This window comes from Veillonella sp. LMAG:90, assembly GCF_008679445.1.
In the GTDB taxonomy this organism is placed as follows: Bacteria; Bacillota; Negativicutes; order Veillonellales; family Veillonellaceae; genus Veillonella_A.
In genome coordinates this window covers 2,179,408-2,205,000 of record NZ_NAND01000001.1, presented here as the reverse complement: position 1 = coordinate 2,205,000, position 25,593 = coordinate 2,179,408, and the positions used below count along the sequence as shown (strand labels likewise).

At 42.3% G+C, this 25,593-nt stretch carries 21 protein-coding genes and 1 pseudogene; 18 read left to right on the top strand and 4 right to left on the bottom strand.

The genetic code is table 11. From position 1 onward, the window contains the following. Positions 1-1,238: 1,238 nt before the first annotated feature. From CCC71_RS10895 to CCC71_RS09760, 3 genes and pseudogenes are all read left to right on the top strand, one after another. Positions 1,239-1,370, top strand: a pseudogene (locus tag CCC71_RS10895) (ESPR domain-containing protein); the annotation flags it as partial. 33 nt (positions 1,371-1,403) lie between these two features. Next, positions 1,404-2,192 carry a hypothetical protein gene (locus CCC71_RS09765; protein ID WP_226981855.1) on the top strand — a complete coding sequence of 263 codons (789 nt, stop codon included), beginning with the start codon at positions 1,404-1,406 and terminating at the stop codon, positions 2,190-2,192. A 9-nt stretch (positions 2,193-2,201) separates the two neighbouring features. After that, the gene (locus CCC71_RS09760; protein ID WP_319016765.1) at positions 2,202-5,156 is read left to right on the top strand and encodes a YadA-like family protein; all 2,955 of its coding nucleotides are present in this window, start codon (positions 2,202-2,204) and stop codon (positions 5,154-5,156) included. Positions 5,157-5,213: 57 nt separating this feature from the next. Here the strand turns inward: CCC71_RS09760 and CCC71_RS09755 are convergent, their stop codons facing one another. Then, entirely contained in the window at positions 5,214-6,326 is a 1,113-nt protein-coding gene (locus CCC71_RS09755) for an IS1249 family transposase (RefSeq protein ID WP_296333589.1), read from the bottom strand. A 466-nt stretch (positions 6,327-6,792) separates the two neighbouring features. On the opposite strand from CCC71_RS09755, the gene CCC71_RS09750 reads away from it, so the two are divergent. The 7 genes from CCC71_RS09750 (at position 6,793) to CCC71_RS09720 (ending at position 13,601) form a co-directional block, all read left to right on the top strand. Continuing rightward, the gene (locus CCC71_RS09750; RefSeq protein ID WP_021841742.1) at positions 6,793-7,290 is read left to right on the top strand and encodes a MogA/MoaB family molybdenum cofactor biosynthesis protein; all 498 of its coding nucleotides are present in this window, start codon (positions 6,793-6,795) and stop codon (positions 7,288-7,290) included. A 33-nt stretch (positions 7,291-7,323) separates the two neighbouring features. Beyond that, the gene (locus tag CCC71_RS09745; RefSeq protein ID WP_021841741.1) at positions 7,324-7,953 is read left to right on the top strand and encodes a DUF47 domain-containing protein; all 630 of its coding nucleotides are present in this window, start codon (positions 7,324-7,326) and stop codon (positions 7,951-7,953) included. Continuing rightward, the gene (locus CCC71_RS09740) at positions 7,946-8,947 is read left to right on the top strand and encodes an inorganic phosphate transporter (RefSeq protein ID WP_021841740.1); all 1,002 of its coding nucleotides are present in this window, start codon (positions 7,946-7,948) and stop codon (positions 8,945-8,947) included. The genes CCC71_RS09745 and CCC71_RS09740 overlap by 8 nt, the downstream gene beginning before the upstream one ends. A gap of 207 nt (positions 8,948-9,154) precedes the next feature. After that, positions 9,155-9,619 (top strand): RrF2 family transcriptional regulator, encoded by a 465-nt coding sequence (locus CCC71_RS09735; RefSeq protein WP_021841739.1) that lies wholly within the window; start codon positions 9,155-9,157, stop codon positions 9,617-9,619. Positions 9,620-9,636: 17 nt separating this feature from the next. Beyond that, positions 9,637-11,019 carry a cytochrome ubiquinol oxidase subunit I gene (locus CCC71_RS09730; RefSeq protein WP_021841738.1) on the top strand — a complete coding sequence of 461 codons (1,383 nt, stop codon included), beginning with the start codon at positions 9,637-9,639 and terminating at the stop codon, positions 11,017-11,019. Next, positions 11,010-12,029, top strand: coding sequence for a cytochrome d ubiquinol oxidase subunit II (gene cydB / locus CCC71_RS09725; protein WP_021841737.1), 1,020 nt, complete (start codon positions 11,010-11,012; stop codon positions 12,027-12,029). The genes CCC71_RS09730 and cydB overlap by 10 nt, the downstream gene beginning before the upstream one ends. Positions 12,030-12,290: 261 nt before the next feature. After that, positions 12,291-13,601 carry an amidohydrolase gene (locus CCC71_RS09720; RefSeq protein WP_296333537.1) on the top strand — a complete coding sequence of 437 codons (1,311 nt, stop codon included), beginning with the start codon at positions 12,291-12,293 and terminating at the stop codon, positions 13,599-13,601. Between the two features lie 210 nt (positions 13,602-13,811). On the opposite strand, the gene CCC71_RS09715 is transcribed toward CCC71_RS09720, so the two are convergent. The 3 genes from CCC71_RS09715 to dcuC form a co-directional block, all read right to left on the bottom strand. Next, positions 13,812-15,176: an MATE family efflux transporter gene (locus CCC71_RS09715; protein ID WP_021841735.1), complete on the bottom strand. Its 1,365-nt coding sequence runs from the start codon at positions 15,174-15,176 to the stop codon at positions 13,812-13,814. A 327-nt stretch (positions 15,177-15,503) separates the two neighbouring features. Then, positions 15,504-16,622 (bottom strand): M20/M25/M40 family metallo-hydrolase, encoded by a 1,119-nt coding sequence (locus CCC71_RS09710; RefSeq protein WP_021841734.1) that lies wholly within the window; start codon positions 16,620-16,622, stop codon positions 15,504-15,506. A gap of 124 nt (positions 16,623-16,746) precedes the next feature. After that, positions 16,747-18,033 (bottom strand): C4-dicarboxylate transporter DcuC, encoded by a 1,287-nt coding sequence (gene dcuC, locus CCC71_RS09705; protein ID WP_226973967.1) that lies wholly within the window; start codon positions 18,031-18,033, stop codon positions 16,747-16,749. A gap of 211 nt (positions 18,034-18,244) precedes the next feature. Between dcuC and CCC71_RS09700 the strand changes: the two genes are divergently transcribed. The 8 genes from CCC71_RS09700 to CCC71_RS09665 all read left to right on the top strand — a co-directional run bounded on the left by CCC71_RS09700 (position 18,245) and on the right by CCC71_RS09665 (position 25,347). Then, positions 18,245-18,817, top strand: a complete 573-nt coding sequence (locus CCC71_RS09700; protein WP_021841732.1) for a DNA-3-methyladenine glycosylase I — start codon at positions 18,245-18,247, stop codon at positions 18,815-18,817. Positions 18,818-18,825: 8 nt separating this feature from the next. Then, positions 18,826-19,920 (top strand): AraC family transcriptional regulator, encoded by a 1,095-nt coding sequence (locus CCC71_RS09695; RefSeq protein WP_296333534.1) that lies wholly within the window; start codon positions 18,826-18,828, stop codon positions 19,918-19,920. 294 nt (positions 19,921-20,214) lie between these two features. After that, the gene (locus CCC71_RS09690) at positions 20,215-21,483 is read left to right on the top strand and encodes an SLC13 family permease (protein ID WP_296333533.1); all 1,269 of its coding nucleotides are present in this window, start codon (positions 20,215-20,217) and stop codon (positions 21,481-21,483) included. 104 nt (positions 21,484-21,587) lie between these two features. Next, positions 21,588-22,487 (top strand): L(+)-tartrate dehydratase subunit alpha, encoded by a 900-nt coding sequence (ttdA, locus tag CCC71_RS09685; protein ID WP_021841729.1) that lies wholly within the window; start codon positions 21,588-21,590, stop codon positions 22,485-22,487. After that, positions 22,487-23,104: a L(+)-tartrate dehydratase subunit beta gene (gene ttdB / locus CCC71_RS09680; protein WP_021841728.1), complete on the top strand. Its 618-nt coding sequence runs from the start codon at positions 22,487-22,489 to the stop codon at positions 23,102-23,104. The genes ttdA and ttdB overlap by 1 nt, the downstream gene beginning before the upstream one ends. 339 nt (positions 23,105-23,443) lie before the next feature. Continuing rightward, positions 23,444-23,821 (top strand): thioesterase family protein, encoded by a 378-nt coding sequence (locus CCC71_RS09675; RefSeq protein WP_226973970.1) that lies wholly within the window; start codon positions 23,444-23,446, stop codon positions 23,819-23,821. A gap of 522 nt (positions 23,822-24,343) precedes the next feature. Then, positions 24,344-24,913 (top strand): DUF3793 family protein, encoded by a 570-nt coding sequence (locus tag CCC71_RS09670; RefSeq protein WP_021841726.1) that lies wholly within the window; start codon positions 24,344-24,346, stop codon positions 24,911-24,913. Positions 24,914-24,927: 14 nt separating this feature from the next. Next, positions 24,928-25,347, top strand: a complete 420-nt coding sequence (locus tag CCC71_RS09665; protein ID WP_021841725.1) for a flavodoxin — start codon at positions 24,928-24,930, stop codon at positions 25,345-25,347. Positions 25,348-25,593: the final 246 nt, after the last annotated feature.

The following is a 25,593-nucleotide window of genomic DNA, read 5'->3' as shown; positions in this document are numbered from 1 at the left end:
TACCTATCCGACCAGGCCTTGGCCTTGGGAAAAGTAGGGCAAACGATTTGAAGGAGCAAAGCGACGCACAAATCGTATTGCATCACTTTCTTTCGAGCTGAGCGAAGCGATGGCGAGAATGATAGTGTAGTCGCAAATGATAACGGACTCTGAGAGATTCCAGCCAACATTGTAGAGGTGTGCAGGCAGTAAAAGGTACAATAGCGGCGTGGGATACGCAGGGCTCATGTTTTAAAGGAGCGTAGCGACGCATAAAACATAGAGCATCGCGTAGTTCGGGGCGTTAAGTAGTGAGCCCTATTTGAAGGAGCGAAGCGACGCACAAATAGGTGCGAATCTCTTAGTTCAGACCGTAAGATTCTTCGAAGAAAAATCCACAGGCCCGAACACATAGGTAGTCGCTGATTGAGCCGGTACGTACACTGCGTTACTAGCTTCCTCTACCGCAGCGAGCGCAGCAATGCGGTATGCCACTAAATCAATAGAGCATTAAGCCACTAGCCCCCTAGCATCAAATGATAGTATTCCTACTACCGCAGCGAGCTAAGCAATGCGGTCACGCCCTAAATCAATAGCGCTTTTTCCCTCTAGCCCTCTTGGTCACTAATTAAGACCACCAAGCGAAGCAATGCTGTATGCCTCTAAGTCAGTATTACTATTAATAGTCACTATACTCTGCACTATAAATAGAATAATATTTCCTACACACCTTCTCCGGTGTGTTTTTTATTAACCATTGCTATTTTATACACTATTAATCAACAAATAGAACGCTAAACTTTACCAATGTACAATACGAAAGAAGGATAATGAGCTAACAATGAAGAATAATATAAATTGTGAGTTAATACATTATCCGATTTTTTAATAATATGGAGATTTATTTGATAAATGTATCACTATTGCATCACATCGTATAAAATAAATAAAACTGTATAAATCAAGACTATTCCTACTTAATTGATTTTATAATAAGTTGAATATTATAATTTTTGACATTAAAATTTCACAAACTGAATAGTATCGTTGAATCACTTAAATTTTGATGCTATTATAAAGTTAAGATGAAATATAATAGAATTCAAATTAATATGGAGAATATGGTATTTAGTTGTTTTATGGTATTAAGCATTAATAATTAATGCCGGATATAGTTTTAACAAAATAATAGGAGGATGATATAGCAGTACAGTAAGATTACTTATTTATTTCGTTGTGAGGGATAAAGGGGAACGATTATGAATAGGATTTACAAGGTTATATGGAGTAAAGTAAGCAATCAGTATGTTGTAGTATCTGAATTGGCACGCAAATGTACAAAGAATTCCAGTAGTTCTGTAGGGGCAGTTCGTAAGGTTGGAGTGTTGCTAGCCACTTTGGCACTAACTGCTGGTATAAGTGGAATGAGTGTAGATGCAGCTACTAACGGAGCATGGACGACAGCTACTGATGGCAAAGGGAATTTTACGGCCCATATTGATACTGCAAACACAATGGGGCAGTATGCTGAAAATAATAAAGTACTCGGTGATGAAAATACGGTAAATACTAGAAATAATAAGGTTACCGGTGATACGAATACATTGGGATCTTCAAGTGGCTATGATTATGTTATCGGGGATGGTAATGCCATTTCTGTAACAAAGTACTCATGGATTATTGGCAATAATAATCAAATATATACAAAACCCAATGGCTTTTATAGAGAATATAAAGATACACTTATTTTTGGAAATAATAATACTTCTACGGAGCACATTGGCAGATCTATTTTTATTGGGAGTAACAATAACGTAACCCAAGGAATTAATGATTCTATTGCTATCGGTAATGGTATGAAATTCGGGAGAAATACAGATGGGTCTGTAATTATAGGCCATGAAATTAAGAATGGTGCACTCCCTCGAGATGGAGAAACAATCGCAAGAGGCCCTGGAAGTAATAATTCGGTTGTTATCGGTTCTAAAAATACGAATGAATCACCGGGAAGTATTATTCTTGGGTACAATTCAAAAATAGGGAATGATGTCTACTCTGCTGGAGTTGATATTGTAATAGGTAATCAAGTTTCTATAGGTGATAATGCAGATCACTCGATTGCTATAGGTTCAGATGGCACTAGAGTTGATGACGAAACTGACTGGACTACTATTATGGGCCATAAGGTGACGATTGGTATTCAATCTGACTAATCTCTTGCAATTGGAGGCACCGGTACTAGTATTGGGTCTGATGCTCCTCACAGTACTGCGGTAGGTTCTATTGCAAAAGTTATTGATGGCACTTGGTATGGTACTGCAGTAGGATATGAATCATCTGTATCGGGACGCTCTAGTATTGCTCTCGGTAATGAGGCAACAATTGGTATCGATAAAGAAAATTTTAGTCGCTATGCAGTTGCTCTTGGCTTTCAATCTAAGGTCGGCGGAAGTGCTGAAAATGGTATAGCAATTGGTAATGGCGCAAATGTTAAAGATGGTGCACAAAGTGGTCTTGCTGTTGGTGTTGGTGCTAAAGCCAATTCTACAAGCTCAATCGCAATTGGATCTGGGGCTAATGCTACCGGGTCAGATAACTTTGCTTTTGGTACCGGGGCGGCAGTAACTACAAAACCTGGTAATATTAGCTGGTCAGTTGCAATGGGTTATCATACTAAAGTTAACACCGGATATAGTGTGGCAATCGGTAGCCAAGCCGAAATTGCCGAACGCTCTGATCGTTCATCATTAGTTGGTTATAAAACGAAGAGCAGTAGTTATTATGGTACCTTAATAGGGGCGGAATCAACCATTGGTACTAGCGCAGATTACTCCTTTATCGGTGGGTATAAATCAGTTGTTCCGGACAATGTAAAATGGGCTACCATTGTTGGCTCTGAATCTAAGGTTAGTAGCTCCGGTGGCACGGCAATTGGCAGAAGTTCAGCTGTTGAAGCTGATACAAAATACAGTACGGCTTTAGGTTACAGCAGCAAAGTAAAAACAACTGATATCTTTACGTCGGCAAATTTAAAAACTTTTCAAACTGATTTAGGTGATTTCTACAATAAAAAATGGAATATCTCCGATCAGGACGGTTCTTATGGTATTCTCTCTGTTGGTGACTCTTCTAATAAACGCCGTATCATCAACGTAGCCAAAGGTCGTATTTCTGCTACTTCCTACGACGCCATCAACGGTCAACAAATCTATCACTTAACCAATGATTTAACCGATCAAATTGCGGCCGCCGGTGGTAGTGTGCTAGCAGGGACAAATATTGCTTCAGTAGAGCCCGGTACTGATGCTGACGGTAAAAAACAATATACCGTTAATGCTAAAGGTGCCAGTGTAAGTGTGGATGATAACTTCGTTTTAACACCGACAGAAGATGCTACAACAAATGTAACGGACTATAACATTAAGTTGAACGATGTCGTTACTATCGGTGCCGGCAACCCTATTAAAATCGACGGCACTAAAGGTTATATTACGGGCTTAACAAATAAAACACTTGAAGTAGAAGATTTTGCCAAAGTAGGCCGTGCCGCAACGGAAGAACAATTAAGTGCCGCTATGTCTGATATAGACCAAAAATCCTATAAAGGTTGGACTGTATCTGCTAACGGTGCGGATGGTGTTGCCGTAGCCAGCAAAGGTAAAGTAGACTTCTCCGGTGTTAAAGACACTACCGGTCATCAGAATATCGTCGTAGCTCAGAAAGATACTAATTTAACTTTTGACCTTAATACTTCAATTAATGTTGGTACCGGTGACAATAAGGTAACTATCGATGGAGATAATGCTTCAGTACAAGTAGGCACCGGAGACAACAAAGTAGCAATTGATGGCACAAGTGCTATTGTAAATGTAGGTAAAAATGTATCAATCGATGGCCAAGCAGGCAAAGCCGATATAGGCCGTGTAAATGTCGATGGTTCTACCGGCGAAGTTAAGGGTTTAACCAATGTAAAACTTGATGGTAAAGACTTTGCAACCGTAGGTCGTGCTGCTACGGAAGAACAATTAAATGCAGCCATTACAGATATTAAAAACAGTGCCTATACGGGCTGGAACATAACCGCCAATGAAGAAAACAAAACAACAGTAGGTAAAGATACTACCATAGACTTTGGCGGCTACATAAATGCGGAAGGCAACCAGAACGTATTTGTACGTAAAGACAATGCAAAATTAAAATTCGGTCTTAACAATAAGATTACTATCGGCGAAGGTAATACAAAAGCCGTCATTAACGGTGAAGCCGGTACATTCAACTTAGGCACTGAAGAAGGTAAAGCCGTATCCCTTAACGGCACTACCGGTATGGGTGAAGTCGGGGTTATTGCTTTAAACGGTGCTGACGGTGAAGTAACAGGCTTAACGAATACTACCTTAACGGCCGAAGATTTTGCAACCGTAGGTCGTGCCGCTACTGAAGAACAACTTCAAGGCGTGAATGAACAAGTTATCAATAACAGCAACGCTATCGTTAACCTCGGCGGCAAAGTAAACGAATTAGACAACCGTATCGACAAAGTAGGTGCCGGTGCCGCCGCTTTGGCAGCGTTACACCCATTAGACTTCGATCCGGATGATAAATGGGACGTTACTGCCGGTTACGGTCACTATCGTGGTGAAAACTCCGTAGCCTTAGGTGCTTTCTATCGTCCTAACGAAGACACTATGTTCAGCGTAGGCGGTACGATAGGTAACGGTAACAGCATGGTAAATGCGGGGATTTCCCTTAAAGTCGGTCAAGGCAACAATGTGTCTACCTCCAAGGTAGCCATGGCCAAAGAAATTAAAGACTTACGCCGAGAATTGGAAGCTCTGAAATCAGCGATGCTCGACTCCAATGCAGGTCGTAAGATTGATACATCCAAACTGCAACTCTTCCCGGATGTACCGCAGAATCATTGGGCCTATGAATACGTTGCCGTACTCGCCGGTAACGGCATGATTAAGGGCAATGCGGATGGCAACTTTGCCGGCGATCGTCCGTTGACCCGTTATGAATTTGCTCAAATGCTATACGATGCCATGCTCAACGGTGCTACTTTGTCGGATAAGATTCTTACCGAATTTGCCCCTGAATTGGAACGCTTCACAGTAGATGCCGTTCATACGGACAAAGATGGTAATCCGACGGTAGAACGTGTTCGTGTAAAAAAATAATCAAATCGTGAAAAAATTTAGGCTTATAGGACAAAAAGTGTGTGTGGCTTTTTTAAATTAATCCCAATAAATTGGAAATTCCGTGGACATATGGAACTCATTCCAGACAATGGCATCGCCCCATTGGGGTAAGATATTATCAGGACGGTTATTCCGCATTATCCTACGGTAAGTAGCAGCGATTGTTTTATCTGTAGGCATACATTTTAATATTTCAGCAACAGGAAGCGGTCTAGGTGAGTGCTCGTAACACCACCAATAGACCGCTTTTAATCGTCTTTCTAAGGATAATCCTCTGTGGTCTCGTAACATCCCCCTAAGTTGCGCATTAACGCCTCCTTCCAGTCGATTGTTCGTTGTAGGTACGGTAATATCTACAAACGTCAGGTAGGTAAATAGAGTCTCATCTCTAATTAATCGTAAAAGTCCTGCCTCAGCTTTTAAGAGGCGTTCATGAGTAGCCCTTTTATTCCCATTTTCGTCAACTGTCATTTCACGTAAGAAGTCATCAAACTCTTCTCTCCAAGCTAATAATCCATCAATCCAAGTATAGGCATCATCTATCGATTGAATCTTAAATAAACGCTTTGCCAGTTCATATAAGGCCTTGCCGGCTACTGTTTTTGGTGCAGAAGTTGTATACCTTCTTACTTGTGCAAAAACATGAAATAAGCAGCGTTGATGGTTACTTGTCGGCCACCTCTTTGCTAAGGCCTTAGCAAATCCAGATCCGCCGTCTGAGATAACAACACGCGGAGGAGCAATACGGTCCATTAATGCCTGCCAAGCTCTAGAGTTCTCATATCTACAAACATACCAGCCTAACACATGGTCCTTACTACAACAAATAAGTACACAGAGCTTACGCGTTAGGTATATGCCGTCAAAGTAAAGCACATCATATACTTCCTCAATCTTTGGTGGAAGGCACCATATGGACCAAAATTTAGCGGTTTTACGTCTAAATGTACGTCCTCCTCCAGGCATATCCTGCTGCAACTGTTTACTAAATAACCACTTCAAAAACAACTTTAGATCATGACTATCGGTGTTAATTTTGTTAGTGAAAGCGACTTTACAGTGCTTACAAAACCATCGCTGAGAACCGGATTTCAATATACCGTGTTTTATACATTTTCGACCACAATCAGGGCAAACTACTTGTTTAATTTTAATCATCCTCCTATTTATGTTTTTATTTAGGAAGATATAATACCATTTTAGTCAGTAGTTATGTGGGTTCAAGCATGTTTTTACACACACTTTTTGTCCACCCTTTATCTTTGTCAAAAAAAGATAAAAGTGCTATAAACCCAGTATCTATCTAGGTTTACAGCACTTTTTACACACATTTTTTGTCCTATAACTCAAAATTTAATACATTTTGCCGAACAACCGGCAAATAGCTAAAAAAATAGCCTGCATCTGGGGTGATGTACACCTCGGATGTAGGCTTTTTTGCATTTTCATTGACAATAGTTCATCTGAGAATTACAAAAACTCAATTTTTACATAAACTTTACAAATGAAAAGTGTAATGTTGTTAACCACGATTGCCAATTCGTGTTATACTAAGAGTAAAGGCTTTGTAAATTATCAAGATAGTGTAAAATGTATTTGTGTGGAGGAGTCGAACATGTCCTTACAAGAAGTCTCAGAACGACCTTTGGTACTCGGCGTTTTGACCGTATCGGATACCCGTACACCGGAAACCGATAAGGGCGGCGACACGGTTGTTCAACTAATCGAGGAAGGAGGCCATATTGTAAAAGTCAGGACGATTGTACCTGATGATTTTACAAGAATTTCCGAAGTATTGCAACGTTGGATTGCAATCGAAAGTCTGGATGCTGTTATTTTAACAGGCGGTACAGGCATAGCCAAGCGTGATGTATCGATTGAAGCAGTGGAGTCACTGTGCACTAAAATAATCCCGGGATTTGGCGAATTATTCAGATATTTAAGCTTCACCGAAGATATCGGTACGAGAGCCATTGCGTCGCGAGCAACGGCCGGTGTAAGTTCCGATGTATTGCTTATTTCATTGCCCGGATCGGTTGGCGCCGTTACACTCGGCATGACCAAATTAGTATTGCCTGAAATTCGTCACTTAGTTTTTGAAATCAATAAATAGCAAGTACCACAATCATATGTTATGGAGGATATTATGGCTTTTCATTTAAAAGGCAAGGAAGAAAAATTTTTCAACATTTTAAATAATCATGTTTCACTATGCCATGACGCATCCGTTGTTATGGAGCAGGCATTTAAAAATGAATTACCTAAAGAAGAAGCACTCCGCGTAATCGACCAGAAAGAAAAAGAAGCCGATCAATTGGTAAACCAAACGATTGAACAGTTGCGGTCCACCTTTATTACCCCAATGGATCGTGAAGACATTCAACAACTCATTGAACAGTTGGATATTACTTTGGATAGTATGAAAGACATTATGGATAAAATGTGTATGTATAACGTAGGTCAACCTACCAAAGGTGCTATCCGTTTAATTGAAATTGTGCAGAAATGCTTAAAACATATTACAAAATCCATTTCTTATATGAATAGCCTTAAGAAGAATCATGTTCGTGTAGAAGGCCGCGTGCTTGAAGTACTTCGTCTGGAAGAAGAAGCTGACGCCGTATATCATGAAGAAATGGCCATTTTATTCCGCGATTGTAAAGATCCGATTGAAATCATCAAATGGAAGGAAATCCTTAGCTCCATGGAAGAAGTCATTGACGGTTGCGAGGATTTGGTCGGTACATTCCGCCGGGTTGTGTTGAAGTATGCTTGATCATTGGTTTGTATGGCTGGTGGTACTCTTAGCATTGGCTTTTGATTATATTAACGGGTTCCATGATACGGCCAACGCCATTGCTACATCCGTATCGACGCGAGCCATTTCACCTAAAAAAGCGGTTATGATGACGGCGGTCCTCAATTTCGTGGGGGCCCTCGTAAGTACCGGTGTAGCTAAGACCATCGGCGGTGATTTAGTTATGTCCGCCAATTTAATTAATGCGGAAGTTATCAGTGCGGCCCTCTTGGGAGCTATCATTTGGAACTTGGTCACCTGGTGGTACGGAATTCCGAGTTCTTCGTCACACGCCCTTATCGGCGGTGTTATCGGGGCGGTTATGGTAGCTGTCGGTCATGAAGCCCTTAACTTTAACGGCATCGGTAAAATTTTCTTATCACTCGTGTTATCGCCGATTATTGCCATGATTTTAGGTTATATTATCATGCACATCTTATTGTTCCTGTTCGGTAGTTTCTCGCCGATTGCTTTGAATGACAGATTCCGCAATATGCAGTTATTATCCGCGACCTTAATGGCGTTTTCCCACGGTTCCAACGATGCGCAGAAGGCAATGGGGATTATTACCTTAACCTTACTCAGCGGCGGTTATATCGATACTTTAGATGTACCGACTTGGGTAAAAGTAGCCTGTGCGTCCGCTATGGCCTTAGGTACGGCAGCCGGCGGTTGGCGTATTATCAGCACCATGGGTACTAAGATTTTTAAACTAGAAAGCATCAACGGCTTTGCGGCCGATTTGAACTCTGCCATTACGATTTTTACCGCTACTTTCTTACACTTACCGGTATCGACCACACACGTTGTGAGCGGCTCGATTATGGGGGTAGGGACGGCTAAACGTGTTAAGGCCGTAAACTGGGGTGTAGCGCGCTCCATGGTATTAGCTTGGTTTGTGACCATTCCGTTAAGTGCCATTATGTCAGGCATAGCCTATTTAGCAATCGATATGATTCGCGAAATTTTATAAAAATTCGCTGAATATCTTGTAAAATTGAATAGATGTGTTATTGCAATTACACACTGTATTGTCTATAATGTAAGTAATAGAAAAAATGCTCGAGATTTGAGCATTTTTTTGTGAACTCAATGTATACTAAGATTGTATTGTTCAATCTTACAAAAGGGAAAGCGAATTATTGGGATAATGATTCGAATTAGGATTTAGGGGGTCACAATGAAACTTAACCAAGCAACAGATTATGCATTCCGTATGGTTTTGCATATGTCGCTCCTGCCGAATGGGACTAAAATTACCGGCGGGGAGCTCGCCAAAGCGCAGAAAATTCCGGATCGATTTCTTCTCAAAATTATGAGAAATTTAATATCAGGCAATATTATGCAATCGTTCCGCGGTGTAGATGGCGGTTTTGCCTTAGCACGTAAACCTAAAGAAATCACTTTATTAGATGTTATAGAAGCTGTAGAAGGGGCAACCTATTTGCAGCGGTGTTTGTATGATAGTGAAACTTGTTCCCGTGGTTGTCACGGTAATTGTTCGGTACAAGAGCAATTTTGTCAAATTCAAAGCCATTTAGTTAAGGAACTACAAGCTGTGGATTTTGAAACCTTGGCGAAACGTGAGCGAGAAATACATTTACAGAGAGTTTGTCCATCGAAGGCGCAAGCGCGCGATTTATAAGTGAGGAGGTTTTACGTATGATGGAAGCATTACTGTTAGCTCGATGGCAATTTGCCTTGACATCGATCTATCACTGGCTGTTCGTTCCTGTTACACTAGGGATGACAGTAGTCGTTGCATGTTTAGAAATTACTTATGTATCGACAAACAATGAAGTGTACAAAAAAATGGCAAAGTTCTGGGGGAAATTATTTTTAATCAATTTTGCCATGGGTGTTGTAACCGGTATCGTGCAGGAGTTCCACTTCGGTATGAACTGGGCTGAATATTCCCGTTTCATGGGTGATATCTTCGGCGCACCTCTTGCCTTGGAAGCTTTAACAGCTTTCTTCCTTGAATCCACTTTTATGGGGGCTTGGATTTTTGGCTGGGACAAATTGTCCGCTAAAGCTCATGCGGTTGTAGCCGTATTGGTAGCTATCGGTACCAACTTATCCGCTTTCTGGATTTTGGTGGCCAGCTCCTTTATGCAGCATCCGGTTGGTTATGTGATTCGTAATGGCCGTGCAGAAATGCAGGACTTCGGCGTTATTTTGAGCAACGGTTATGTACCGGGCCAATTCAGCCATATTTTCTTTGCCGGTCTTATGACTGCAGGCGTTATCATCGCATCTATCAGTGCTTGGCACATTCTCCGCAATAATGCGGTAGATTTCTACAAACGCTCTATTAAATGGGGCTTAGTTTTCACAATTATCGGTGGTGTTTTGGTTGCCGGTGCCGGTCACTTACATGGCCAGTATGTAACTAAAGTACAACCTATGAAAATTGCATCCGTTGAAGGTCTTTGGGACACAACTAAAGGTGCATCTTTCAGTTTAGTTGCTTCGATTGATGAAAAAAATCAGGTAACTAACAGTGCTATCGAAATTCCTGGTTTACTCAGCTTCATCGCTACTGATGACTTCAACGGTGAAATGAAAGGTATGAAAGACCTTCAGAATGCTGATGTACAAAAATATGGTCCTGGGGACTATATCCCACATGTAACGTCCATGTACTGGACATTCCGTGCTATGATTTTCTCCGGCTCTTTGGTATTGTTGGTAGCTATCATTGCTTTCGCAATGAACCGTGCCGGCAAATTGGAACAATCACGCGGTATGTTACAACTCGTATTCTGGATGTTACCATTCCCTTACATTGCTAACGCAACCGGTTGGTATGTTGCTGAAATGGGTCGTCAGCCATGGCTTGTTTACGGCTTACAGAAAACAGCTGACGGTGTATCCAGCACTGTAACGGCTGCTGAAGTTTGGACTACCATTATTGGTTTCTCCGCTGTTTACATTTTGGCAGCGATTGCAGCACTTTATTTAGCGGTTAAACACATTAAAAAAGGTCCTGAAGGCAATCCGTCTCATGATATCGAAGGAGAGGAGGCAGCATTATGGAAGTAATTTTACAGAACTTAGACGTAGTGTGGTTCATCCTCGTTTGCGTATTATTCGCCGGGTTCTTCACACTTGAAGGCTTTGACTATGGTGTAGGCATTTTGCTTCCATTCTTAGGTAAAACTGATGTGGAACGTCGTCAAATGATCAATACCGTTGGTCCTGTATGGGACGGCAACCAGGTATGGATGATTACGGCCGGTGGTGCAACATTTGCATCCTTCCCACATGTTTATGCTACTTTGTTCAGTGGTTTTTACTTGGCTTTATTCTTGATGTTAGCTGCTTTAATTGCTCGCGGCGTAGCATTCGAATTCCGTAGTAAAGACAAATCCATTGCATGGCGTAAAACTTTCGATTATTGCATTTTCTTCGGTTCTTTAATTCCGGCTCTTCTTTGGGGCGTTACTGTTGGTAACTTGATTCAAGGTACTCCGATTGATGCTCAGATGAACTTCGTAGGCGGCTTCTTCGATTTACTTAGCCCTTACACAATCCTTTGTGGTTTGGCATTCATCTTGGTATTCGTTTATCATGGTGCTTTGTATACGGCTATTAAAACAACCGGTCCTATCTCTGAACGTGCACGTGCTACCGCTTTGGTAGAAGGCGTGATTACTGCAGTAGGCGCTCTCGTATTAGTAGGGGCTACTTACTACTTCACTGATTTGTTCAACAGCATGATTGCAACAGTTGCGTTTGCTCTTTGCATCGTATTCTTCTTGATTTCTTGGGGCTTCACCCGCGTACGTCGTCCGGGCGTTGGCTTCACTTTCAGCTGCTTGAGCATTATTTCGGTAACAGCCGCTTACTTTGCAGGTTTGTTCCCACGTATCATGGTTTCCAGCTTAAATCCGGCTTGGAGCTTAACGATTAAAAATGCTTCGTCTTCCGAATATACGTTGACGTTGATGACGATTGTAGCACTTATCTTTGTGCCAATCGTATTAATCTACCAAGGTTGGACTTACTGGACATTCCGTCATCGTGTAAGCCCTGACGATTTACACTATTAATTAAATACTGACTCATTAGAGCCTTCGATTGGATTATAATGAGATTTTGAAAAGCGTGCCGCAAGGTGCGCTTTTCTTTTTGTATGGCGGTGCTTTTCCTTTAATATTCAGCCGTAGCTCTTTATATATTTATTCGTATTCGATATATCAAAAGACCGTTTAAATTATATTATGAGATTACAGATGTCCCCGGAGTGTGGTAAGATAAAGGTAGCAGTTGAAAAATACTCGTAATTAAGACATTAGGGAGGCGTGGTTTACATGAGTACATATAAGAGTGTTGCATTTGCCAACGATAATCGTGAAAAATTTATAGCTATGCGGCGTGATTTGCATCAACATCCGGAACCGGGTTGGTTGGAATATCGGACGGCCGCTATGGCAGCTGATCGCTTGACTGAATTAGGTTATGATTTAAAAGTCGGCAAAGAGGTTGTTAAGGCCGAATCGCGTATGGGTGTGCCTGAAGACGCCGTTATGAAAGCGGCCATGGACCGAGCCCTTCAAGAAGGGGCTAATCCAAAGTGGGTAGAAGCCATGGGATATGGTTTTACCGGCATGGTGGCGACCTTGCATTTCGATGACGAGGGGCCTACGGTAGCTTTCCGTGCCGACATCGACTCCAATGATGTTATGGAATCCACGGCAGACGATCATTTACCGGTTAAAGAAGGGTTTGTATCGAAGCATGAAAAAGCCATGCATGCTTGCGGTCATGATGCCCATTTAACAATGGCCCTAGGCTTGGCCGAATATATAACGACTCATAAAGAAGGGCTCCACGGCACCTTTAAATTGATTTTACAGCCTGCTGAAGAGGGGGTTCGTGGTGCGAAATCCATGGTTGATGCCGGTGTTGTTGATGATGTAGGTATCTTCTTCGGCATGCATATCGGGATTAATAAGAATATTGCCGGTTGCCTTGCTTGTTTAAATAACGGCTTCTTGGCTACGACTAAATTAGACGTAACCTTTAAAGGCTACTCCTCTCATGCAGGCGGGTCGCCGGAGCTTGGCAAAAACTCCTTATTGGCAGCTTGTACGGCGGCTTTAAACTTGCAAGCCATTTCTCGTCACTCCAAAGGTAACTCCTGTATTAACGTAGGCGTTTTAGAGTCCGGCACAGGTCGTAACGTTACTCCGGACAGAGCCTATTTACAGATAGAAACGCGCGGTGCTACCGGTGAAGTTAATGATTATATCTGCAAACGAGCCTATGAAGTGTTAAAAGGTGCGGCCGCTATGTATGAAAATGAAGTGGACATCAAAGAAATGGGCAGTGCGCCGGCCTGCATTAACTCAGAAGATTTGGCTAAAGAAGTACAGGTTATTGCCAAAGATTTAGGTATCTTTAAAGATGTACCGTTAGCCAATGAAGGGGGCGGCAGTGAAGACTGCGCTTACTTCTTGGAACGGGTAATCGGCAATGGCGGACGCGGTACCTATATGATTTTAGGTTCCGATATTGCGGCACCGCATCATAATCCTAAGTTCAATATTGACGAAAAGGATATGATTAATGGCATTGCTTTTACGGGCGCTTTAATTGAATCTTATTTGAAAGAAAAATAAGCACAATAAACTTAAGGAAAATAAGCACAATAAACTTAAGGTAGAATAAGCGCACTAACGTTATGGTGCAAAATAAAATAGCGTCCGGAGTTTGCAGTAAATTTTTATAGTACATAACTAAAAGCGCCTCAGCCAATTTTGGCTGAGGCGCTTTATTTTCTATTTTAAATTATAAGTGGTAGCTCAATTTGTCTAAACTAATCTTAGTTTTTACGTATTTATGATTTTAAACTTTTTGTGTTGGATATACCAGACGCGCCATGTGAAGAGGGTGGCGGCGATGGCTGTACTGCCTAAGAGGCCAATCCAAATGGCGTATGGCCCGTAGTTTAGTACGAAGGTAAAGAAGGCAGCAATGGGAATGCTGGTACCACAGAAGCTGCTTATGGCGATAATCGAGATGATGCGCACATCTTTATAGCCGCGTAGAATACCTTGAATTGGTGTTCCTAAAGCGTCAATAACCGTGAAAAATACGGCGTAACTAAGGAAGCTGCCGATTAATCCTACCATACTCGGATCATTGGTATAGTAACCGGCGATGCGCGGTAAATTTGTAAAGGTATAGAGGCAAATACTTAATGCTAATACTACAGCTGTACCACGGGCGATATAAGAATAGGTTTTGGCAGCTAGTAAGTTTTTGGCGCCTACTGCATAACCTACCGTGATAGTGGCGGCAATACCGATGCTTAAAGGCACACCATAGAATAACGATGTAAAGCTGATAGCAGCCTGATGGGCGGCAATAATTTTAGTACCGTAAACGGTGGCGGCAATGCCAGCGAGGCTGAAAATACTGCTTTCTGCAAAAATGGCAAGCCCGATGGGGATACCTAAACGTAATTGTTCTCGAATGTAGGTAAAATCAAAAGTGAAGCCTTTACGGAATAATCGGTAATTTTTAAAAGTTTTGCCAAAGAGTAATAAAGTTACGAAGGCTAAGAAATTAAACCAGTAAGCTACAGTAGTAGCAATGCCGGCACCAAGCGCTCCTAAGGCAGGAAAGCCGAAATAACCGAGTATAAGAGCGTAATCAAGGAAAATATGAACACCCAGGCCACAGAGGATAATATACATGGTGTAGCGTGTATAACCATGACAATCGACGGTATTACGCAAGACACAGGTTAAAATAAGTGGCAACAGGCCCCAAGCAATGGCCTTTAAATAGAGCCAACAAATTTCGTAGGCGGCCGGCTCCAAATTCAAACTTAATAATAATGGGTCAAGGACAGTTACGCCTAAGAAAATTAAGAGTAAAAAGAAACAGACACTTAAAATAAGCCCGTGATATATAATTGTAGGGATATTATCTTTATGATTCGCGCCTAAGAGCTGTGCAATGATAGGGGAGATACCCAGATGAATCCCCAATATGCCGAAATAACAGGCTGTCCATAGATTAAAGCCTACAGACATGCCGGCTAAATCCACCGTGCTGAATTGGCCCGTAAGGACTACTGATACGAAGGATCCGCCGGTTATAGCGAATTGCGTCAAAATAATGGGGATTGTTAACGCGACAAAGTGTTTTATTTTATCAAATAGTGTTGTTGAAATTGGTTGTTCCATACGTTTGCTACCTCAAAAAAAAACACACCAAAGTATCTATCTTCTAAGACCTACGATAGACGCATTGATGCATTAATGCCGCTTACCCGCATCCGGTGACACAAGGTAAGACTGTGTATTACTAAATTTTAAAACTAAAAGCTTTTATCTGTCTGTTATTCTAACATAGAATATATGAAAAGTCCATAGTCATGACTAATAGACGAATGTCCACTATTTTGATGAGTGGGTGATGTCATAATAATAGATAAATGACAATAAAAAATAATAACGAAAACGCCCCGTTCTTAAGGAACGGGGCGTTGGTGTTATACAGATTTAATGTTACTATTTAGCTGCTTCCACAATAATTTGTAAAGCTAAGCGGGCGGAATTATATAAATCTTCTTCCTTAATGCATTCTTCTTTCGTATGCACATTGGTCATACCAACACCGAGAACGGCTGTCGGTACACCATAGGCATTGAAGAAGCTGGCATCACTGCCGCCGCCGGATTCAACTACATTAACGGTGAAGCCCAATTCTTCGGCCGCTTTGGAAGCGAGGCGAATTGTTTCGGAATCTACCGGCACATCGAACGGATCGTAAGCCGGTAATACTTCTACTTTAATGGACGTATTAGTGTCTTTAGCGCCCTGTTCGAAAATAGCTACCACTTCGTCGGTTAATTTAGCTAATTTTGCTTTATTACGGCTGCGGGTTTCCATAAAGATAACCGCTTCTTCCGCTACGATATTGGTAGCACGACCACCACTGATGGTACCGATGTTGCAAGTCGTTTCTTCGTCGATACGGCCTTGCGGTAATTTTATTAAAATATGACCGGCCGCAACGATAGCGTTAATGCCTTTTTCCGGAGCGTTGCCGGCATGAGCCGCTTTACCGGTGATGGTGGCACGTACTTTGTTCTGGCCCGGTGCTTTATGTACGATACGGCCCGGTGCACCGGAGGTATCAAAAGTATAACCCAATTTAGCTTTAAGTAAGGACGAATCCATATTCTTAGAGCCGTTTACACCGCCTTCTTCAGCGATAGTAAAGACAACCTGTATATCGCCATGAGGGAGATTGTCTTCTTTAACAACACGCAAGGCTTCTAGGATAGCTACCACACCGGCTTTGTCGTCACCCCCGAGGATTGTAGTGCCGTCCGAAGTAATGAGGCCGTCTTTAATTTGTGGTTTAATATTGGCGCAAGGTTCTACGCAGTCCATGTGAGCGGTGAGCATAATCATAGGGGCGGAAGGAACATTTCCTTTAAGAGTTGCCACTAAGTTACCTGCATTGCCACCCAATTTTTCACCGGCATTATCTTCTTCAACGGTAAAACCGAAAGCTTCTAAACGCTTGGTCAATAAGTCGGCGATTTCACGTTCTTTAAGGGTGGAGCAAGGAATTTGAATCAATTCTAAGAATTCATCAAGGATACGCTTTTCTTGGATCATGAGAACCTCCTAAACATAATGTGAGAGAATAAAATAAAGAAATTGTATAATGTGAGAGTTTTCAGTTATAAATAATTAATAGTACCGGTTAATATAGTAATGAATAGGGGATGCAAATTTCAACTTAGAATAAAATAAGGAATGTAATAACGCCAACTAACATTGGCACGATATTACGTTTGGCAAGCTCCATAGGACCTACATTGGCGAGGGATGCACAAATAATGGCCGCACCCGCTACCGGTGAAGTAGAACGACCGATAGCCCCTGAAATCTGTGCCAAGGAGCCAAGGTCGACCATGTTCATGCCGAAGCTGGCTGCATGCGGTGTGATGGCACCGTTGAAGGCAAGCGCTGCTGCGTCGCCGGAACCGCTTAAGATAGCGATAATGAACGGACCGAAGCTGCCGGCAATTTTAGCGAATGATTGAGAATCCTTCATATACGTTAATAACGCATCGGTAAGGCCCATGGCCTGCATGCCTTTGGTGAAAACCGCAGCGGCGATGATAAGACCGATGATGCTGCCGTAGGCATCGCCCATGCCCTTGAAGAAGTCTTTCGTTACTTCTTCAAGGGCATGGGCGCGGGCAATAATGAGAGCTACTACACAGCCGATAATCATAGCGGCCGGTACGCTTACTTTAGCAATCCCCATATCTTTGAGCGCAGCAATGTTTAAGTTGGTTACAACTAAAATAACGAGCGGCACAATCGGTGCCATAGCTTTAAGACCGTTAACTTTGAATTTACTTACGATAGAAGCGGTACCTTGTTCTGCTAACGCTTCTTGGCGAGCCTTGCTTGGGCCTTCCTTGCGAAATGCCGCTACTAAGGTAAGTGATACGGCTACTACTAAGGATGCGATGATGGCCGGTAAGGCAGTTTCAAGGACAACGAACATAACATCTACATTGGCCATCTTGGAAATGAAGGCCACATGCGTATTGCCGGGGCTGATGGCACTGCCCCAAGTGCCGGCTAAGATAGCGGCACCGGCCATGGCCGGATGTACGCCGGCCGCAATTAAAGCGGGAATCAAGATACTGCCGATAGCCGCAGCGGCACCGGCTGCACTGGTAACGGCGATGTTGAGCCACCAGGTTACGAGCATGGCAAGCGGAATGATAATGGCATGGCTTTTAGAAATAAGGCCTGATAATGCATGCACTAAATGTTGGTCACATTCCGTATGCTTCATAACGAAAGCAAAGCCCATTACGGTACAAATAGTTGGGACTAAGGAACCGTGAATCATGGTTTTGACAAACGAATCCATGAATTGGCCCATTACGCCGCCGATGAAACACATAAGTGCGCCGGCTACAAGTAGAACGGTGCGGGTTTCATACTTTCTAATGATGGCGGCAAATGCGATGATTACGATAATACCACCTGTCAGTTGCATCATAGGTAACACCTCCGTAAGAAATACCCCCTACTATATAACATGGTATAATACTACTATAGGCTAAATTAGAAAAAAATGCCACATTTAAATGATAAAATATAATTTTGATTATGTTAATTTTGCATACATTATGAGTGTTTTCAATGGCGTATATGATTTGAGTATTTGCAATTATGTTTAAAATATGCTACTTTACGGTGGAGGTAGACGTATGACAACCGGCAGAGAATGTGCGTGGGCTAAACGCAGCTTGGAAGAGCAAGTATATCATGATACCGAGTGGGGCGTGCCAACCCATGAGGATTCCGTTTTGTTTGAGTTTTTAGTACTGGAAACTATGCAGGCCGGACTCAGTTGGACGTTAGTACTAAAACGTCGCGAAGCCATGCGTGAAGCATTTGATGGTTTCGATATAAATAAAGTGGCGGCCTATACGCCGGACAAAGAGTCTCAATTATTGGAGAATCCGAATATTATTCGGAATCGACTTAAGATTGCTTCACTTCGTAAAAATGCCTTGGCATTTAAGAAAATTCAGGCCGAGTTCGGATCTTTTGATGCGTATATCTGGGCGTTTACGAACGGCGAAAGTTTAGTTGGTCACTGGCAAACAGAAGCGGACGTGCCGGCTATAACACCGTTGGCGGAGCAAATCAGTAAGGATTTGAAGAAACGCGGTTTTACCTTTGTGGGACCTACGATTGTATATTCTTTTTTACAGGCTATCGGCATGGTAAACGACCATATTGTGAGTTGCCCTTGTTATGAACGTTTAACAAAGTAGGAGGAATCATGCATTTTTATAATTTTTTATACCAACATGGACATATAGCCTTCAGCCAATATATTTATCGGATTGGCACGTATCATTATAATTGGCATCCGGAGATTGAAGTGCTCTTAGTACTGCAGGGAGCGGTCGAGGTATGTCATGACAATGAGTACACCAATTTGGGCCCCGATGATTTTATTATCTTGCCGCCGCAGTGTGGGCATGCTACGTTGGCTTTGGAGCCGGATACGATAGCTATGGTGTTACATTTACATCCGCAAATGCTGGCGCAATATGACAAGGAATTTAGGCAATCCAGTTTCTTTTTGGCCACCGATGAAATGACTCGATACGATTCAGGGTATGACAAGTTGCGGACACAACTTAGTGAATTGATGCGGCAGTTGGCTAAACATAAAGTTGATGAGGTTACGACCATTAATGTGGTAGAAGAACCGGATATTGCAATAGAAAGGGAATTTTTAGGTATTCTCCATTGTTTAATCGATTTGTTAAAGCCTGTTTCCTATATGCCTCAGGGAAATCCGGTGGCCTTGCAACAGGCGGCTACCTTTGAAAAAATGATTACTTACATTGATCAACATTATAAAGAACCGTTGACTTTGGGGGAGATAGCCGATATTGGCGGCTATACCGAAAGTTATGCGTCGCAATTTTTTAAACGGCAGTTGGGCATTTCGTTTAAGGCCTATGTACTGCGCATGCGCTTAAGAGAGGCAGCGGTACAGTTAGTTAATACGAAGCAGCAAATCGTAGACATTGCCAATGAATGTGGCTTTTCTGATGTGAAAGCCTTTAATACGGCCTTTCGCAAGCATTTTCATACGACGCCGACGGAATATCGTCAGGTAGCCGGCAAGGTAGAGCGTCATACGATGATGGATAATTGGAAGGAATATATTGCCGTCGATGATGCGGGGATTAATGAGCGGTTAGAGACTTATAGAAAAAATACGACTGAAAATGAGGCGACCCCGACTGATAAAGGCGCGCATCCTATGAGTGAGTCAAGCAGCGCTGATGCTGAATTGGTGGCCGCTCGTGAACAATTACGTCTCGCATTAGCTACTTTGGATGAAATTTTAGATAAATAAATACGGCTATCTAAAAAAAGTGGAAGTTGGCATTTTTTTATATTATTTGAAATAAGAATACGGTCATATGATAAGTAGGGAGTGATGATAATAGCCGGTTTTTAAAAATAAAAGCCGGTTGTTTTTTTATATCATTTGCATTAAAAGTATATAACAAATCGTATAATAAAGAGTAATTGATAATAATTTTCATAGCGTAATTTGGATAGCTGAATTATGGTATATGCGTATAATGAAAGTATCGAATGCATTCACAGTATCACCAATACAATTAGTGTACGAGAGGAGACAAAGATGGATGGTGTTATTGTAACCCTAGTTCTTTTAGTTTTTGCCATTATCATGTTCGTTTGGGAGAAAAACCCCTTGTCCATAACCGCTATGACGGTAGCCGTTTGCTTGACCTTGACCGGTGTGCTCACACCGAAAGAAGCATTCTTAGGCTTTGTGGATTCCAATGTATTGCTCTTTATGGCCATGTTCATTGTAGGGGCCGCCTTTTTCGATACCGGCGTGGCTCATGCGGTGGGCGGTTTAATCAATCGTTTTGCCAAAACGGAACGTCAGTTAATTATTGCCGTAATGTGTATCACGGGTCTTATGTCTACATTCTTATCCAATACGGGTACAACCGCCGTATTGATTCCACTGGCCATGGGTCTTGTGCAGCGCACCGGCATTAAGGCAACGAAACTGTTAATGCCTTTAGCTATTGCCGCATCTGCCGGTGGTAATGTGAGTCTCATCGGTTCACCGGGCAACATGATTGCTCAATCCGGTTTGGCACAGCAGAATTTGGCCTTCGCCTTCTTCGACTATGCCTTGGTAGGTTTGCCGGTATTGCTCGTAGGTATTGCGTACTTCGCTTTAATCGGTCATAAGTTATTGCCGGAAGAGCCAACTCACACACCGGCTACGGAGTATACGACTGACGCCGATTACAGTAAAGTGGCCATGTGGCGCAAAGTATTTGCTGCCGGTACCTTGGTTGCGACCGTACTGGGGATGATTTTTGAATCACAATTGGGCATTAAATTACACGTTATTGCCTGGATTGGGGCTTTATTCCTCGTAGCGACGCGCACGATTTCTGAAAAAGTAGCCGTTAATGCTATTGATATGAAAACGATTTTACTCTTTGTAGGTTCCTTGGCCTTAGCTCAGGCTCTTGTGAAAACCGGCGCCGGTGCTATGATTGCGGATACGATTATTCAGAGCCTCGGTGATAATCCGTCGCCGTTTATGTTATTGGCCGTTGTATTCTGTATCGCTGCTATTTTGACTCAGTTCATGTCCAATACAGCGACGACTGCTTTATTGGTGCCAATCAGCTTGGCCTTGGCACAGCAGGTTGGGGCCGACCCGAAAGCGGTACTCATGGCGACCGTTATAGGCGGTTCCGTAGCCTTTGCTACACCAATCGGTTGTCCGCCGAATACGATGGTATATAACGTAGCAGGCTATAGTTTTATGGACTATGTCAAAGTAGGTGGTCCTTACCTAATCTTAGCAATGATCACTTCACTCATTTTATTACCGATTTTCTTCCCGTTTTACCCTTGATTTTAAGCGGCAAAACATTTTTGATAAAAATTTTTCTAGGTTTTTCTATATGTACAGATTGTAATTTGGGATCGGTACATCCCATAAGTTAAAGGAGGATATGTATGGATAAGGAAAAAATGAGTCAACGAATGACTCAAATTCTTGCGGATTTTGTAGGCTATTTTTCTAAAGTATTGCCGGATGATGTTGACGCTAAATTAAAAGAATTGGCAGCGGACGAAAAGAATCCGTTGGCAAAAACGATTTATGACACAATGCACAAGAATATGGAATTGGCTAAAGAATTGAGCCGTCCATCCTGTCAGGATACAGGCGTATTGCAGTATTGGGTAAAATGTGGTGCCAACTTCCCGTTAATCGGCGAATTGGAAACTATTTTGCGCGATGCTACCTATCAGGCTACGCAGGAAACTCCATTGCGTCATAACTGTGTAGAAACATTTGACGAATTCAACACGAAGAAAAACATCGGCTTAACGGCTCCATACATTCTTTGGGACATTGTTCCTGACCGTGACGATGTAGAAATTTACCCTTACATGGCCGGCGGCGGTTGCTCCTTGCCGGGCAGCGGTAAAACTTTAATGCCGGGCGAAGGTTACGAAGGGGTTGCCAAATTCGTACTCGATTTGATGACGTCTTACGGCTTAAATGCATGCCCACCGTTATTGGTAGGCGTAGGTATTGCTACCTCCATTGACACCGCAGCTTTATACTCCAAAAAAGCGATCATGCGTCCGGTAGGTTCTCATAATCCTAATAAAAACGCAGCGTATATGGAACAATTGTTGGAAGATGGCATCAATGCCCTTCATTTAGGACCGCAAGGTATGGGCGGCGACAAATCCGTTATGGGTGTTAATATCGAAAACGGTACCCGTCATCCTTCCGTTTTGAGCGTAGCTGTTAACGTTGGTTGCTGGAATCACCGTCGTGGTCACTTAGTGTTTACTAAAGATGGTCAGTGTACTGTTTTATCGCATAGTGGGGTGAAATACTAATGGAAAAGAAAATCTTAACAACACCGATTTCCGCAGAAGATTTAGAAGGCATTAAAGCCGGTGATATTGTATATTTAACGGGCCACATTACAACTTGCCGTGACGTAGCTCATCGCCGTTTGATTGAATACGGTCGTGAACTGCCGGTTGACGTTCGCAACGGTGCTATTTTGCACGCCGGTCCGATTGTAAAAACTATCGATGAAGCTAACGGTAAATACGAAATGATTTCCGTAGGTCCTACGACCAGTATGCGTATGGAAAAATTCGAATACGATTTCGTAAAACATACCGGTGTTCGCCTCATCGTCGGTAAAGGCGGTATGGGCCCGGGCACTCAAAAAGCTTGTCAGGAATTCAAAGCGTTGCACTTGGTATTCCCGGCCGGTAATGCCGTATTGGCCGCTACAGAAGTAGAAGAAATCGAACAAGCTAACTGGAAAGAGTTAGGCATGCCGGAAACATTGTGGACTTGCCGTGTTAAAGAATTCGGTCCATTGATCGTGTCCATCGACACCTATGGCAACAACTGGTTCGAACAGAAAAAAGTGGAATACAACGAAACGAAAGAAAAAGTGCTTGCTGAAATTAACAAACACGTAAGCTTCATTAAATAAGAATTCGTTTATACCTAATTATTTATTAACCCGTTCATGGTGTTAACCATATACATCGTTTACTGCTAATTGCGATGCATAAGGGAGAGCCATACGAGGTTACAATTTTATACTCGCTGCAAAGGTCGTCCCGCAAGGGGCGGCTTTTTGCATTTTAATAATAATTTTCAGCAAGGCCTCTTGAAATGTAGTATACTGTTTTTAGAATATAATGTAATAGTCAAATCGCCGGTTGAGATTGCCATAGTGGATGGCTGGAATTAGTTGCAGTATTTGGCCGGTAGGGGATTACATTAAACGTATTAATGGTGATTAGGTATAGCTACAGGAGGTTTCATTATGAATATAGAAGTGGGATTAAAGGGTGAGGCAACAGTGGTTGTTAATGAGCACAATATTGCCAAAACGATGAAAAGCGGTGCTCTTGAAGTATTCGCTACGCCTGCAATGTGTGCCCTTATGGAAGAAGCGGCGGTAGCCGCTTTGGCCGGTAGATTACCGGATGGTGACGGTACGGTGGGTATTTCCCTCAGTATTTCCCACGATAAGGCATCGGCTATGGGTGCTCAGATTCGTGCGGAAGCGAAGGTATCAGCTGTGGATGGCCGTAAAATCAGCTATGAAGTGGCTGCTTATGAAGGCGATACTTGTATTGGGAAGGGAACGCACGAACGATTTGTCATCAACAACGAAAAGTTCATGAGTAAGTTAAAATAGGAAGTTTAATGGTGATGTGCCGGAAACATAATGACGTCGAGCCGGAAACATAATGGCGCCGTGCCGGAAACATTATGGAGCTAGTGTTGGAAACATAATGGCGCTAGTGTTGGAAACGAAACATAATTTCTGTAATATTGAATTATTTTCTCAGTAAAAATGTCCGGATGGAGCTGGAATGTAGCTGTGGCTACCGTTTTAAAAGAGGATGAGGTATACAATAAAGATACCCCATCCTCTTTGTTTTACAAAGGTTGTAGACTTTTAGTGCACATCGATAACTATCGTTTAAGTGAAAGCTATAGGTTCTTTGCTTAAATTTCATAATTGAAAATAACTGTCAATTATATTGACAGAACAGCGCTTTGATTGTATGATGAATTAAGAAGATAGTTAGCTTAATTATTTTAAAACCAAGTCATAGTAGCTTGGTAAAAGCTACTATTCATAAATCCGGATTTACTAGTATGACAGCCTTGAGAGCAAGTGTTCTCCTGAAAACAATGAGAGGCAGGGTGAACTATGGTAAGCGAAATAGATTCTATTATCGGTTATCATTGTGCGCCGGCAATACGGGGAATCAAGGTGGCGAATCTTGTGGCCATTCCACGAGATATGGATTTGCATTTGACAACGGCTTTGTCGGCGTATAATGAGAAATTTAATGATCGCGGCTTGTTCTTTTATGAACTGTGTCATTGCGATCGGCGAAGATTATTGTTGGTGTTCCGCAAACGAATGTTAGAGGAATATTTACGTCGTCCCGAACATGCTGCGTTTTTAAAACTCTACGGCTATTTGCCGACGGAATCTTTGGAAACGTGGTTTGAGCGCTTAAAAGGTCGTTTGGAAGAACGGATGGACTTTCCTCATGAAATCGGTCTGTTCTTGGGCTATCCACTCCACGATGTACGCTCTTTTATTCGTATGAAAGGCGCGGGCTATAAGCTTTGCGGCGAATGGAAAGTCTATGGCAATCCTATGTCCGCCATGCATTCGTTTCACTGTTTTCGGGCATGCAGAAATTACTGTCATACCCAGCTTTTAAATGGTAAACAATTAGAGTCTTTGGTAGCCGTAACGGCATGCTAGTAGGAGGTAATCACATGATTGGTGTAATTTATTGGTCTGGTACAGGTAACACACAAGCAATGGCAGAAGCAATCGGTAAAGGTATTGCCGGTGCAGGTCAAGAAGTAGTCGTTAAATCCGTGTCTGAAATTTCCGCTGATGAAGCAGCTGCTTTTGACAAATTAGCTTTAGGTTGTGCTGATATGGGTGCTGAACAGTTGGAAGAAATGGAATTCGAACCATTCTACACAGCTTTGGAACCTAAATTATCCGGCAAAAAAGTAATTCTTTTCGGCTCCTATGGTTGGGGCGGTACTTGGCTCGAAGATTGGGCTGAACGCGTAAAAGCAACCGGTGCTGAAATCGTAGCTGATAACTTGCCTGTTTTCGGTGCTCCTGATGATGCTGCTTTGGCAGACTGCGAAGCACGCGGTAAAGCATTGGCTGACGCATAAAATTAGAATAAGCAATAACTTAAAATAGTACATAGCAAAGTTTTGTTGTGTAAATATATTAGGGGGCTGTAATTGTAAGATTACAGCCCCCTAAGCATATATAGGTAAGAGGATACTAATCTGCTGGATACGGTGCAGAATTTGAAAGCTGAAAATGAGGCGTTAAAAGAGCGAGATAATGCGCAAGATAGTATTATTGCTCAGCTACGCCAAGAATTGGATGCCCTCAAGGATAGTTTGAATAAA